This is a genomic window from Trinickia diaoshuihuensis (assembly GCF_003390925.1).
Taxonomy (GTDB): Bacteria; Pseudomonadota; Gammaproteobacteria; order Burkholderiales; family Burkholderiaceae; genus Trinickia; species Trinickia diaoshuihuensis.
The window spans coordinates 77,696-90,268 of the sequence record NZ_QUBS01000078.1; the positions used below are offsets into that span (position 1 = coordinate 77,696).

Genomic DNA, 12,573 nt, shown 5'->3' on the forward strand with positions numbered 1-12,573 from the left:
GCACGCGGTCTTCGCGCGCCGTGCCGGGGCGGCATTTTAGTTATCGTTGATGACAAACAAACGTTGGTACTCCTTGAGCGCATAGCGGTCGGTCATGCCCGCGATGTAATGCGCGATCAAGCGCGGCTGCGCCGCATCGTCGTTTGCGAAGTACGCCGGCGGCAACAGGCGCGGGTCTTCGCTGAACGCATCGAACAAGCCGCGAATGACGCGCCGCGCCTTGCTCGCCATGCGCATCACGCGGTAATGCCGGTACAAATTCTTGAACAGAAACTGCTTGAGTTCGGTGGCCTGCGCCGCGACGGCGCCGCTATGCGCGACGAGCGGCGGCGCCGAGCGCACCGCATCGAGCGATCCCGGTGCATGCGCGGCCAGGTTTCGCCGTGTCGTTTCGATCAGATCGACGATGAGCGTATTGATCATCCGGCGTACGGTCTCATGCACCATCCGGCGGCCGTCCAGTTGCTTGTATTCGCGCTGGGCTTGCTCGTAATGCGTCTGCCAGAGTTCGACTTGCGCGAGTTGTTCGATGGTCAGGAGTCCGGAGCGTAGACCATCGTCGACATCGTGATTGTTATAGGCGATTTCGTCGGCGATGTTGGCGATTTGCGCTTCGAGCGACGGGCGTTTGCCCGACAGAAAACGCTCGCCGAGATCGCCTAGCTTCAGCGCATTCTCGCGCGAGCAGTGCTTCAAAATGCCCTCGCGCGTTTCGAAGCACAAGTTCAGTCCGTTGAAACCGCCGTAGTGCTCCTCGAGTTCGTCGACGACAGCCAGGCTTTGCAGGTTGTGCTCGAAGCCGCCATGGTCGCGCATGCATTCGTTCAGCGCATCTTGCCCGGCATGGCCGAAGGGCGTATGGCCCAAATCGTGCGCGAGCGAAATGGCTTCGACGAGGTCTTCGTTCAGGCGCAGATTGCGGGCCACCGACCGCGCGATTTGCGCGACTTCCAAGCTATGCGTCAGTCGCGTTCGGAACAGATCGCCCTCGTGGTTGACAAAAACCTGCGTCTTGTATTCGAGCCGCCTGAATGCCGTCGAATGGACGATCCGGTCGCGGTCGCGCTGAAATTCGGTGCGCGCCGACGGCGGCGCCTCCGGAAATCGACGTCCGCGCGACGTGACGGAATGCGCGGCGTAGGGCGCAAGATGCGCCTCCAGCATCGCGAGCGTCGGCGGCTCGACGAGTGCCGTATGCACGTCACCTTTCGGCGTGCCGGTCGTCGCCGGTTGCCGCATTCGGTCAGCCCCTGCGCTCATCGTTTCCCTCCCGCATGCGTGCTGCGCGGTGCGTTGGCAGCTATTGGCTCAAAGGCTCGCGGCGAGCGTCGCGCGCAATGCCGGCTCGGCAGCGTCCGTGATCAGCGTTTCGCCGAGTTTTTTGAGCAAGATGAATTTGATCGTGCCGGCCTCGGTTTTCTTATCGACCTTCATGAGTTCGATATAGCGCGCATCGCCGAGCGCCGGCGCGCGCGTGGGCAGCCGCGCCGCTTCGATCAAGGCGACGAGCCGGCGGCGCACCGCTTCGTCGAGCAGCCCGAGCCGCACCGACAGATCGGCCGCCATGACCATGCCGCACCCGACTGCCTCTCCGTGCAGCCATTCGCCGTACCCGAGGCCCGCTTCGATGGCATGCCCGAACGTGTGGCCGAAATTGAGAATCGCGCGCAGACCGCCCTCGCGTTCGTCGGCCGCCACGACCGATGCCTTCACTTCGCAGGAGCGCTTCACGGCATGCACGAGCGCCGCCGGTTCACGGCGATTGAGCGCCTCGATGTTTTGTTCGAGCCATTCGAAGAAAGCGGCGTCGGCGATCGCAGCCGTCTTGATGATCTCGGCCAAGCCGGCCGCCAGCTCTCGCTCGGGCAGCGTGCGCAGCGCGGCGATATCGGCGATCACCGCTTGCGGCTGGTAGAACGCGCCGATCATATTCTTGCCGAGCGGATGATTGATGCCCGTCTTGCCGCCCACCGACGAATCGACTTGCGAAAGCAGCGTCGTGGGGACTTGGATGAACGGTACCCCGCGCATGTAGCAGGCTGCCGCGAAGCCCGTCATGTCGCCGATTACGCCGCCGCCCAGCGCGATCAGCGTCGTCTTGCGGTCGGCTTGCGCGCCCAGCAGCGCATCGAAAATCGTGTTTAGCGTTTCCCAGTTCTTGTAGGCCTCGCCGTCGGGCAACACGACGGTCGAGACGTGCTTGCCGAGCGGGGCAAGCGCTGCCCGCAGCGGCTCGCCGTAAAGCGGCTCCACGGTTTCGTTCGTCACGATCGTGACGGACGAACCCGCGATGTGCGGCGCGAACAATTCGGTTTGGCCGATCAGCTCGGCGCCGATGCGAATCGGGTACGAACGATCGCCGAGGTCGACGTTGACGGTAATCATGGCTGTATCTGTTTGGTGATGCCGGCCAGCTCGAGTTGCATGAGCACCATGTTCACGAGCCCATTGACGGACGGCCGCCCGGTTTCGACGATGAAGTGCGCGCATTCGCGATAAAGCGGATCGCGCTCGCTGTAGAGTGCCTCGAGTTTGGCCTTCGGATCTTCGATTTGCAGCAAGGGCCGATTCTTGTCTTTGCGCGTGCGCAGCCAGAGATCGTGCGGATTGGCTCGAAGATAAACGACGAGACCGCGCTCGCGCAGCACCGCGCGATTTTCCGGACGCAAGACCGCGCCGCCGCCCGTTGCGAGCACGATCGAATCGCGGGCGGCGAGCTCGGCGATCACTTGCGCCTCGCGTTCGCGAAACCGCGCCTCGCCCTCGAGCTCGAAGATGACGGGGATGCGGGCGCCCGTACGCGCCTCGATTTCGTGGTCGCTATCGAAGAATGGCCGCCCAAGCCGGCGGGCCACGGCGCGGCCGACGGTCGTCTTACCGGCGCCCATGAGCCCCACGAAAAAAATGTTGGTGTTGGCGCCCCGCTCTTGCAAGGTATCCTCTGTTCAATCGGCTATGGTTCGTGGCGCAGCTTACTGGCAAAGCCGCCGCCTTGTCGAGCCCGGCGGCCCGCGCGCGCGGCCTCGCCAGGCGTGCCGCTCAATCGATGGGCACGATTTTCGGCGTGATGAAAACGACGAGTTCGCTGCGCTGCTCGCGCACCGCCCGATGGCGAAAAAGCGCCCCTAACAGCGGTATTTTGCCCAACAGTGGAACGCGCGTCACATCGTCGCGGTCTTGACTCTCGTAAATGCCGCCGATCGAGACCGTCCCGCCGTCCTCCACCTCCACCCGCGTGCGTACGTGCTTCGTATCGATGGCAGGCCCGCCGGCCGTCGATTTGCCGACGCTATCCTTGGCGATGTCGAGATCGAGGATGACGCGGCCGCGCGGCGTGATCCGCGGCTCGACCTCCAGTTTCAGGCTCGCGCGGCGAAACTGCACGCCCGATACGCCGTTGCGCACCTTGGCTTGGTAAGGCAGTTCGGTGCCTTGCTCGACGAGTGCCTTCGTCCTATCCGCCGTTACGACGCGTGGACTCGATACGATTTGCCCGCGTCCCTGCGCCTCGAGCGCGGACAGCTCCGCCGTCACCCAGCGCGTGGCGCCCGCCGCGAAAAGCGTCAGCCCCGCCGTGGCTGCCTCGAAGCCCGCGATCGTGCGCGCCGCCAAATCGTGGATATGGCCTCCCGCGCCGCTCGTCAGGCCTCGTGTTAGGGCGAGCGCGTCAGACGCATCACCGCCGGCCGAACGCAACGACAGGCGCGCGCCCAGTTCACGGGTGAAACCGCGCTCTCCCTCGACGATGCGCGCCTCGATCAGCACCTGGCGGTTCGGCTGGTCGATCGTTTCGATCAGTTCGGCCACCTGCTCCAAACGTGCCTTCAAGTCCGTTACGAACAGCAGATTCGTGCGCGCGTCGGCCATCGCCGCGCCGCGCTTGGACAAGACGCGCTGGGTGCCCGGCGCCGTCAACAGCCGCTGCACCTCTTCGGCGCGCGGGTAGCTGAGCGCGAACGTGCGGCTCGCCAACGGTTCGAGATCGGCCGCCCGCGCGTGCGTCTCGAACCGTTGCCGCTCGCGGGCCGCCAGTTCCGCGAGCGGCGCGACCCAGATGACGTTCCCGCGCCGCGACATCGCGAGGCCGTGCGCATCGAGCAAGGTATCGAACGCCACGCGCCACGGAACGCCGGTCAAGCTTAGCGAGACGCGCCCACGCACGCGCTCGCTCGCGACGATATTCAGCCCCGTGAAACGGGAAAACGCATCGAGCACGTCCGCCAGCTCCGCATGCTTGAAGCGCATCGTAAGCGGCTTGTCGTCGTCGGGACTCCCGGCGGAGCGCTCATGCTCGCCATCGCTCATGCGCGCAGCCGGTGCCAGCGGCACGGGCGGCCCCTCGAGGCCTGGCGGCAACTGCGCCCCTGCGCTTATCGCTGTGCTTACCGCGACGCCTGGCTCGCCGCCGGACTCGGCCCGCGCCCCCTTGGCCGGCTGTGCCGTCGGCTCGTTGGCGTCCCACGCTTGTTCGGCCGCATCCACGTCTTCGGGCATCGCATCGGGCTCGAGCGGCGGCTCGCCCACGCTGGGCCACGGCGCCGCGCGGTCGTCGTCACCGATTGCGGCCGGCAAAGGCGGCAACGGGGGCAGCGGCGGCGTCCGCGCGATATCCGCCGACGCGTGCGCCGATGCGAACAAAGCCGCGAGCAACGCCGGCATCATCCGGACGGCAACGCGAACAAGCACGGTTTTGCGATCCGGATTCACGGCTTGTTCTCCGACATCGAGACTCTGCGCGGCTGCCCGCTGCCCGCGAGCGTCACACCGGCGGCATCGATCGACACGAGCCGGTCCATCCCCACCGTCTCGCCGGGCTCGGCGGCGAGCGCGTGAGATCCGCCCGGCGCCTCCCATAAAGCCAGCGCCCGCCCAGCGCCGCGCATGACACCGACCAACCGCCCCGCTCGAGCGCCGGCGTAAGCCGTGGGCTCGCCGGGCCCGAACGGATCGTTCGCCGGGAGACTCGCGCTCGCGAGCGCGGCGTCCCGGTCCGCCGCGCTTGCCTCGCCGGTTGGCGCGATCGGCATCGGCGGCTTATCGAATAGGCCGAACGTCGCGCCTAGGGCAAGACTGCCTTTGTCGTGCTTGATATCGACGGCCTCAGGCACGACCAGCATCGGCAGCGACGAAAGCCCCGTGAAAAAGGCAAATAACTGCGAGAAGCCGGCCTCGCCGTCGACGCGCAAGGTCCGCGGCGCGCCGCTCCCTTTCGACACGCGTTGGCCGCTCGCTCCGGAGGCGGGCGCGAGCGTGCGCAGTCTCACGCCGGTGCGCGACGCGAGTTCGGCGACGGCATGCCACTGCGCGCCGGCCGCATGGCTCGCCGAGGCCGCCGGCGCCGCCTCACGCGCCCTGCGCCGCGCCTCCGGCAACCGGGCAAGCGTGGCCCGGCTCTCATGCAGGCGAGCTTGCATGGTCTCGATCGCCGCCGCGCTCGCCGCCCGACTATCGGCGTCCAATGCACGCCAGGCATAGGTCGCGGCCACGAACGAGCCCGACGCCGCGGCCGTGCAGGCCATGAGCCGCCGTTTTACGTCCCAGCGTCGCGCAGGACATCGTCGTACACGAGCCGGCCGCACGATGAGCACGGGACGCGAGATCGCTCGACGCATCCGACGAATCGTTCGACGAAGCCGCGCGACGTTCATCGTTCCCTCCGCAACGCCGGCTCGTCCGACCCGCCGATTGGCTGTCTTTGCGCGGTCTCCGGCCCCGCGGCCGAGAGATCCATCGGCAGCCGTACGGTAGCCTCGACCGCGCGGCTGGCATTCGCGTCAATGGGCGCGGCGGCGAACTTGAATTCGACGATCTGCGCGCTCTTCCACTCGGCCCGGCGCGCTAGGCGGGCGACCCACGACGCGCAGACGGCACTATCCTCGCCCACGATGCGCAATTCGAATCCCTCGCGGGTCTGCCGCAAACGGCTGACTGTCACGCCCGTGGCCGCTTCGCGGCTCAACGTATCGAGCAGCGCACGCAGTTCGAGGTAGGGTCGCGCCCGAGCCGCGGCCGACGCCGCGCTCTCGTGGGAGAGGTGGCTCGCTCTTTCCAAGCGCGCCAATTCGGCAAGCGGCGATGACAATTCGGAAAGTTCCCGCTCGAGCGACACGCGCCGCGCGCTCGCCCCGTCGTCGCTCGAGCGCATGCCCGCACAGCCCATTGCGATCAACGCCCCGGCGAGCACCGCCGCCACGCCTTCGATCCAATGCCGAGCAATGCCGCGCCGGGGCTGCGTGCGGCTTAAACCGGGAAGCGCATCGGGCCCGCCATGCGCCCAAGCAGGCGAATCCATGGCAACCGAACTCATTCGGACACCCCGCTCAACGCCAAGCCGAACGCGACGGCGAAGCCCGCTGCCCGGCGCCAATCGCCATGCCGGGCGAGCACGCCACCGCCGGAATCGAACGAATCACACTCGAACGGAACAACCGTACAACCGACGCATTCGCCGATATCCGCCAAAGCGAGCCCGGCGCGCTCGAGCAAGTGAACGTCGCCGCCGACGAGCGCACGGTCGAGCGCCTCGGCGCCCGCCAACGCCCTCAGCGCGGACTCGGGATCGGCGTGCTCGCCGCCCGGAAAACGAATGCTGGCTTGCACCCTATCGTCGACAACACGCCAACCGTGCAATCCGTCATAGCCCGCCCAGAGCGCGACGAATCGCGCATCCGGACGCAACGTGCAGTGCGCCGCATGGGCTAGCGCGCGCAACGCGGCCGACGGCTCGCTATCGACGGCGGCCAGCGCGATACCCGCGGCTGCCGCTATTTCGATGCGCGCTTGCAGATGAGGGTTCGCCGGCACCGTCGGATCGCCCGCGACCGCCGCGGGTATCGCCATCGCGCACGGCATGCCGCGCATGGCTCGCCGGCGCGGCATGCGCGCTCGCAACGCGGATAAAGCCTCGACGAGCGCAGCTCGATCGACGAGGTGAACGCCGCGCACGGCGCCGGGCGCGAGCGGGGCGAACCCGGTCCAATCGACCCCGACCGGCCGCCTGCCGCGCCGAGCGCGGCTGGCAATGACTAGGCGCACCTCGCGCGGACCGACGTCGATGCCGGCTGCGAAGCGCCGTATCGGGCAAAGGGTATCTCTGATCTGCATGGCAATTCCTCGCGGACGGCCGGCCCCTCGGGATGAGCGGCGGCATCGGCCGATTGCGGGCAATTGTGCGCAGCGCCGGCTCACGCGGACATTCGTCCGGATGGCCAATGCGATTCCGAGGCGCCGCGACGGCATCGAAATGCGCATTGGCCATTAAGCCAACCGAAAGCTTCACCCGGCGCCGCTATAATCGCGGCCATCGCACGTCAGTTTCGTTATGGATTCGCAGCCGCTTCCCCTCCCGTCGTCACCCCCGCCCCCGCCGCCCGCGCCCCCTAGGCGTCGCCGCTGGTACACGCGTCTTGCGCTTTGGTGCTTGGGCACGGTCGCGTTCGTGTCCATCTCGTGCGCGCTCGTACTGTTTTATGCGCTGGTCATCGCCGCGCCGCGTCTACCGTCGCTCAACGCGCTCACCGACTATCGGCCCAAGGTGCCCATGCGCGTGTACACCGCCGATCACGTCCTGATCGGCGAGTTCGGCGAAGAACGGCGCGACGTGGTGCATATCGGCGAAGTACCGGCGTATCTCAAGCAGGCCATCCTGGCGATCGAGGATGCGCGCTTCTACGAGCACGGCGGGGTGGATTTGGCCGGGGTCGTGCGGGCGGGCGTCGCCGCGCTGACCAACGGCCATGCCACGCAAGGCGCGAGCACGATCACGATGCAAGTCGCGCGCAATTTCTTTTTGTCGAGCGAGAAGACCTACACGCGCAAGATTTACGAGATGCTGCTCGCGTACAAGATCGAACGCGAGTTGACGAAAGATCAGATTCTCGAGGTTTACATGAATCAGATCTTTCTCGGGCAGCGCGCTTACGGCTTCGCCTCCGCCGCCCGGATTTACTTCGGCAAGGACATTTCGCACATTACGCTGGCGCAGGCGGCGATGCTGGCAGGGCTGCCGAAAGCGCCGTCGGCCTACAATCCCGTCGTCAATCCGTCGCGCGCGAAGCTGCGTCAGCAATACATCCTGCAGCGCATGCTGGCCTTGCACGACATCACGCGCGCGCAGTACGACGCGGCCGTCGCCGAGCCGCTCACCGTCGCGGCGGCCCCGGCGCAGCAATTCAGCGTGCATGCCGAATACGTGGCCGAGATGGTCCGGCAAGCGATGGTCGCGCAATATCACGATGAGGCCTACACGCGCGGCCTGAGCGTCGTCACGACGATCGACTCGGGCGATCAGGACAGCGCCTATCGGGCGCTGCGCGAAGGCCTGCTCGGTTACGACGCTCGCCATGGCTACCGCGGTCCCGAGGCGTACGTCGAACTTCCGTCCGATCCGGGCAAACGCGCCGACGCGATCGCCGCGGCGCTCGAGAAGTATCCCGACGACGGAGACATCGTCGCCGGTGTGGTGGTCGCGGCCGATGCGGCGCAAGTGCGCGCGGTGCTGGCCGACGGCACGGAGGCGGTCGTGAGCGGCGAGGGTCTGCGCTTCGCCGCAGCCGCGCTCGGCGCGCGCGGGAAAAGCGCCGCGCGCATGCGTCCCGGCGCGATCGTCCGCCTGGCCGAAGACAGTACCGGTGCTTGGTCGATCGTCCAATTGCCGCAGGTGGAGGGCGCGTTCGTATCGATGGTGCCGCGCGACGGCGCGATCCGCGCGCTCGTCGGCGGGTTCGATTTCGGGAAGAACAAGTTCAACCACGTAACGCAAGCGTGGCGTCAGCCCGGCTCGAGCTTTAAGCCGTTCATCTATTCGGCCTCGCTCGATAAAGGACTGGGCCCCGCCACCATCATCAACGACGCCCCGCTCTACTTCAGCGCGGGCGAGACAGGCGGACGCCCCTGGGAACCAAAAAACTACGGCGGCGGCTTCGACGGCCCGATGACGATGCGCACGGCACTCCAAAAGTCGCGCAACTTGGTGTCGATCCGGATCCTGTCGCATATCGGCACCCACTACGCCCAGCAATACATCACACGCTTCGGGTTCGACGCCGATAAGCACCCGGCTTACCTGCCGATGGCGCTCGGCGCGGGGCTCGTCACGCCGTTACAGATGGCCGGCGCCTACTCCGTTTTCGCGAACGGCGGCTATCGCGTCAATCCTTACCTGATCTCCGAGGTCACCGATCTGGACGGCACCGTGCTCGCGCGTGCGCAGCCGATCGTGGCCGAACGCGATGCGCCGCGCGTCATCGATGCGCGCAACGACTATGTGATGACGAGCTTGCTGCAAAGCGTCGCGCAGCGCGGCACCGGAGCAAAATCGAACGCACTCGGACGTAAAGACCTGGCCGGCAAGACGGGGACGACGAACGATTCACGCGATGCATGGTTCGCGGGCTACCAGCACACGCTGACGGCGATCGCATGGATCGGCTACGACGCACCGCGCAGCCTCGGCGATCGCGAAACCGGGGGCGGCCTTGCGTTGCCGGTCTGGATGGACTATATGGGCCGAGCGCTGAAGGGCGTGCCCGAGTATCAAATGCCGATGCCGCCGGACGTCGCCACGATCGGCGGCGAACTGTATTTCGATTCGTTCTTGCCGGGCCAAGGATTCGTCTCGACCGTCGGCATCAGCGAAGCGGCCTTGCACGCAGGCGAGCCGCAAACCGGTTCGGACGGCGAGACCGAGCAATCCGCGACGGGCGGGCACTACGATGAGCCTCCCGCCGCGTCGCAACCCGGCGGCGCGCAGTAATCGTGGCGAGCCCACGCGTCTTGCACCGCCGCGAGGCCGCCGAGAGCGTCCTAGCGCGGCGGGTGCATTAGGCCGAGAACGTCACGCTCTCGCCGGCCTGCTGCGTCGCGTAATCGGAAAGCGCCTCGAAAAACTCGCGGCCGCTGCGCGTATCGAGCCAGCGTCCGTCGACGAATTTGAAGTGAAATCCGCCGGATTTCGCGGCGATCCAGATTTCTTCCATGGGGGGCTGCAGATTGACGATGATCTTGGAGCCGTTCTCGAATTCGAGCGTCAATACGTTGCCGCTGCGATCGAGTTCGATGTCGGCGCTGTTATCGTCGACGGCCTCCTCGATGCTCGAGAGTACGGCCTCCGCACGGGAAAGGTAGTCGCTGTCGGTCATGCTAAACTCCGCCGGTTGAACTCACAGCTCATTAGACACAGTCATGCGAGTCGTTTTCAGGATGAGCGCGATTGTAGCGGCTTTGGCCGTTGCGACAAGCGCGGCGCTGACCGGATGCGGTCAACGCGGGCCGCTTTACCTGCCGAGCGTTCCTCCGCTGCCTGAGAAACCCGTCATTCGCACCGCGCCTGAAGCGCCGGCGGGCAGCACGGGCTCCCAGGGCGAGATCGACTCGTCCGGCAACGACGCCCATGCGCCGCTCACGCTGGCACCGGCCGATTCACTAGGCAGCACGCCGCACGCCGGTAGCCAGGCCGCGCCGGCGGCCGCATCGAGCGCCGCCCCCGATCAATAACGCAGGACTTTCGCATGTCTCACTCCGCCTTTGCCTATGTCGACGGCGTGCTGCACGCCGAAGGCGTCAGCGCCGTCACGCTTGCCGAACGCTTCGGCACGCCCCTTTTCGTCTACTCGCGCGCCGCGTTGACCGAGGCCTACCAAGCCTACGCGAAAGCCTGCGAAGGACACCGGGCATGCGTGCACGTCGCCGTCAAAGCCAACGGAAACCTGGCCGTGCTCAACGTGTTCGCACGCCTGGGCGCGGGCTTCGATATCGTCTCGGGCGGCGAACTCGCGCGCGTGCTGGCCGCGGGCGGTCAAGCGAAAGACATCGTGTTTTCGGGCGTCGGCAAGAGCGAGGACGAAATGCGCCAGGCACTCGACGCCGGCGTGAAATGCTTTAACGTCGAATCGATCGCCGAACTCGATCGCCTCAATGCCGTGGCGGGACAACGCGGCAAGAAGGCGCCGATCTCGTTGCGCGTCAATCCCGACGTCGATCCGAAGACACACCCGTATATCTCGACGGGGCTCAAGGCGAACAAGTTCGGCGTGGCTTTCGACGAAGCGCGCTCGGCTTACCGCGCGGCCGCGGCGCTCGAACATCTCGAGGTGGTCGGCATCGACTGCCATATCGGTTCGCAGATCACCGAGATCGCGCCGTACATCGACGCACTCGATAAGCTGCTCGATCTCGTCACGCAAATCGAAGCGGACGGCGCTCGCATTCGTCACATCGATGTCGGCGGCGGTCTCGGCATCACCTACTCGACCGAAACGCCGCCGGAGACGGGCCTATTCGTGCGCACGCTGCTCGCGCGCATCGAGGCGCGGGGCCACGGCCATCGTGAGGTTTTCTTCGAACCGGGGCGCTCGGTAACGGGCAACGCCGGTATTTTGCTGACGCGCGTCGAGTTCCTGAAGCCCGGGGCCGAGAAGAATTTCGCGATCGTCGATGCCGCGATGAACGATCTCGCGCGGCCCGCGATGTACCAGGCCTATCATGCGATCGATCCCGTCGTGCCGCGCCAAGACGCACCGCACGTCTACGACGTCGTCGGCCCCGTCTGCGAGAGCGGCGATTGGCTCGGCCGCGAGCGTGCGCTGGCGATCGAGCCGGGCGACTTGCTGGCGATCCGCTCGGCCGGCGCCTACTCGTTCGCCATGAGTTCGAACTACAACACGCGACCGCGCGCCGCCGAAGTCATGGTCGACGGCGGCGAAGTCCATCTGGTTCGCGCTCGCGAGACCGTGCCCGAACTCTTCGCCGGCGAATCGATTCTGCCGCGCTAACCGTACGCACTACTACTTAGCGCTGACCGCCCATAAGGGCCGCCGCCACGCGGCGGCCCTTTGCATTTATTTCGATGCAACTCAAGCGCGCTTGGTCGCGGTGAGTTTGCCGGCGCCCCACGTCGCCAAGCGCCAGCCCAGCAAGATGAGAACGATCGCACCGTAGGTCTTCGGCAAGATCAGGTCGTGCTTGCCCGCCCTCATCCACCAGAAATGCAAAATCGCAAGCACGGCGATAGGATAAATCGCGCGATGCAGCGTTTGCCAGCGTCGCCCCAGCTTGCGCGCGGCCGCTCGCGGCGAGGTTGCCGCCAGCGGAATCAACAAGACGAAAGCCAGAAATCCGACCGTAATAAACGGACGCTTTCCGATGTCCTTCAGCATGTCCGCGACGTCGAACCACTTATCGAACCACACATAGGTCGTCAGATGCAGCACCGCATAAAAGAATGCGTACAGGCCTAGCATTCGTCTGAATCGCAGCAATGCGTTGATGCCCGTGAGCCGGCGCACCGGCGTGACGGCGAGTGTGATGCACAAGAACACGAGGGTCCACAGCCCGCTCGAGCGCGTGATGAACTCGATGGGGTTCGCTCCGAGCCGATCGGTCAGGCCGAAGAACACGATGCGGGCCAGTGGATATAGGGCGGCGATGAAGACGGCGATCTTGGCCGGTGCGAGCCAACGCTCGCCCCCGGCTCGGCGGCCGGCGGTGCCCGCCGCGCGCGCGCTCGGCGAAACGCGCCCCGCGGGCGGCTCGCCGCGTCTCAACGTTTGGCTCTCGACTGACATGCGGCGCTCC

Annotated in this window: 12 protein-coding genes; 3 read left to right on the forward strand and 9 right to left on the reverse strand. The window is 66.3% G+C overall.

Annotated features, from left to right (window positions below):
• Window positions 1–36: 36 nt before the first annotated feature.
• From DXT59_RS16915 to DXT59_RS16945, 7 genes are all read right to left on the reverse strand, one after another.
• The gene (locus DXT59_RS16915; protein ID WP_116138037.1) at window positions 37–1,239 is read right to left on the reverse strand and encodes a deoxyguanosinetriphosphate triphosphohydrolase; all 1,203 of its coding nucleotides are present in this window, start codon (window positions 1,237–1,239) and stop codon (window positions 37–39) included.
• Window positions 1,240–1,308: 69 nt separating this feature from the next.
• The gene (aroB, locus tag DXT59_RS16920; RefSeq protein ID WP_116138038.1) at window positions 1,309–2,385 is read right to left on the reverse strand and encodes a 3-dehydroquinate synthase; all 1,077 of its coding nucleotides are present in this window, start codon (window positions 2,383–2,385) and stop codon (window positions 1,309–1,311) included.
• Entirely contained in the window at window positions 2,382–2,888 is a 507-nt protein-coding gene (locus DXT59_RS16925) for a shikimate kinase (RefSeq protein ID WP_420823397.1), read from the reverse strand. The genes aroB and DXT59_RS16925 overlap by 4 nt, the downstream gene beginning before the upstream one ends.
• Window positions 2,889–3,039: 151 nt before the next feature.
• Window positions 3,040–4,662, reverse strand: coding sequence for a type IV pilus secretin PilQ (locus tag DXT59_RS16930; protein ID WP_116138071.1), 1,623 nt, complete (start codon window positions 4,660–4,662; stop codon window positions 3,040–3,042).
• Window positions 4,663–4,703: 41 nt separating this feature from the next.
• On the reverse strand, window positions 4,704–5,519 hold the full coding sequence (locus DXT59_RS16935; protein WP_116138040.1) for a hypothetical protein: 816 nt from the start codon (window positions 5,517–5,519) through the stop codon (window positions 4,704–4,706).
• A gap of 125 nt (window positions 5,520–5,644) precedes the next feature.
• Window positions 5,645–6,292 carry a hypothetical protein gene (locus DXT59_RS16940; protein WP_116138041.1) on the reverse strand — a complete coding sequence of 216 codons (648 nt, stop codon included), beginning with the start codon at window positions 6,290–6,292 and terminating at the stop codon, window positions 5,645–5,647.
• Window positions 6,293–6,303: 11 nt separating this feature from the next.
• Window positions 6,304–7,104 carry a hypothetical protein gene (locus tag DXT59_RS16945; protein WP_116138042.1) on the reverse strand — a complete coding sequence of 267 codons (801 nt, stop codon included), beginning with the start codon at window positions 7,102–7,104 and terminating at the stop codon, window positions 6,304–6,306.
• Window positions 7,105–7,321: 217 nt separating this feature from the next.
• On the opposite strand from DXT59_RS16945, the gene DXT59_RS16950 reads away from it, so the two are divergent.
• On the forward strand, window positions 7,322–9,754 hold the full coding sequence (locus tag DXT59_RS16950; protein ID WP_116138043.1) for a penicillin-binding protein 1A: 2,433 nt from the start codon (window positions 7,322–7,324) through the stop codon (window positions 9,752–9,754).
• 67 nt (window positions 9,755–9,821) lie between these two features.
• On the opposite strand, the gene cyaY is transcribed toward DXT59_RS16950, so the two are convergent.
• Window positions 9,822–10,139 (reverse strand): iron donor protein CyaY, encoded by a 318-nt coding sequence (cyaY, locus tag DXT59_RS16955; RefSeq protein ID WP_116138044.1) that lies wholly within the window; start codon window positions 10,137–10,139, stop codon window positions 9,822–9,824.
• 43 nt (window positions 10,140–10,182) lie between these two features.
• Here cyaY and lptM point away from each other — a divergent pair, with 43 nt between their 5' ends.
• Entirely contained in the window at window positions 10,183–10,494 is a 312-nt protein-coding gene (gene lptM, locus DXT59_RS16960) for an LPS translocon maturation chaperone LptM (protein WP_116138045.1), read from the forward strand.
• 14 nt (window positions 10,495–10,508) lie between these two features.
• Window positions 10,509–11,771 (forward strand): diaminopimelate decarboxylase, encoded by a 1,263-nt coding sequence (gene lysA / locus DXT59_RS16965; protein ID WP_116138046.1) that lies wholly within the window; start codon window positions 10,509–10,511, stop codon window positions 11,769–11,771.
• An 81-nt stretch (window positions 11,772–11,852) separates the two neighbouring features.
• Here lysA and msrQ read toward each other — a convergent pair whose 3' ends face one another.
• Window positions 11,853–12,563 carry a protein-methionine-sulfoxide reductase heme-binding subunit MsrQ gene (gene msrQ / locus DXT59_RS16970; RefSeq protein ID WP_116138047.1) on the reverse strand — a complete coding sequence of 237 codons (711 nt, stop codon included), beginning with the start codon at window positions 12,561–12,563 and terminating at the stop codon, window positions 11,853–11,855.
• Window positions 12,564–12,573: the final 10 nt, after the last annotated feature.

What these genes read in the sequence shown, in the direction of transcription:
- DXT59_RS16915 (WP_116138037.1), bottom strand. Translation starts at nt 1,239, where the DNA reads ATGCGGCAACCGGCGACGACCGGCACGCCGAAAGGTGACGTGCATACG.
- aroB (WP_116138038.1), bottom strand. Translation starts at nt 2,385, where the DNA reads ATGATTACCGTCAACGTCGACCTCGGCGATCGTTCGTACCCGATTCGC.
- DXT59_RS16925 (WP_420823397.1), bottom strand. Translation starts at nt 2,888, where the DNA reads ATGGGCGCCGGTAAGACGACCGTCGGCCGCGCCGTGGCCCGCCGGCTT.
- DXT59_RS16930 (WP_116138071.1), bottom strand. Translation starts at nt 4,662, where the DNA reads ATGATGCCGGCGTTGCTCGCGGCTTTGTTCGCATCGGCGCACGCGTCG.
- DXT59_RS16935 (WP_116138040.1), bottom strand. Translation starts at nt 5,519, where the DNA reads ATGGCCTGCACGGCCGCGGCGTCGGGCTCGTTCGTGGCCGCGACCTAT.
- DXT59_RS16940 (WP_116138041.1), bottom strand. Translation starts at nt 6,292, where the DNA reads ATGGATTCGCCTGCTTGGGCGCATGGCGGGCCCGATGCGCTTCCCGGT.
- DXT59_RS16945 (WP_116138042.1), bottom strand. Translation starts at nt 7,104, where the DNA reads ATGCAGATCAGAGATACCCTTTGCCCGATACGGCGCTTCGCAGCCGGC.
- DXT59_RS16950 (WP_116138043.1), top strand. Translation starts at nt 7,322, where the DNA reads ATGGATTCGCAGCCGCTTCCCCTCCCGTCGTCACCCCCGCCCCCGCCG.
- cyaY (WP_116138044.1), bottom strand. Translation starts at nt 10,139, where the DNA reads ATGACCGACAGCGACTACCTTTCCCGTGCGGAGGCCGTACTCTCGAGC.
- lptM (WP_116138045.1), top strand. Translation starts at nt 10,183, where the DNA reads ATGCGAGTCGTTTTCAGGATGAGCGCGATTGTAGCGGCTTTGGCCGTT.
- lysA (WP_116138046.1), top strand. Translation starts at nt 10,509, where the DNA reads ATGTCTCACTCCGCCTTTGCCTATGTCGACGGCGTGCTGCACGCCGAA.
- msrQ (WP_116138047.1), bottom strand. Translation starts at nt 12,563, where the DNA reads ATGTCAGTCGAGAGCCAAACGTTGAGACGCGGCGAGCCGCCCGCGGGG.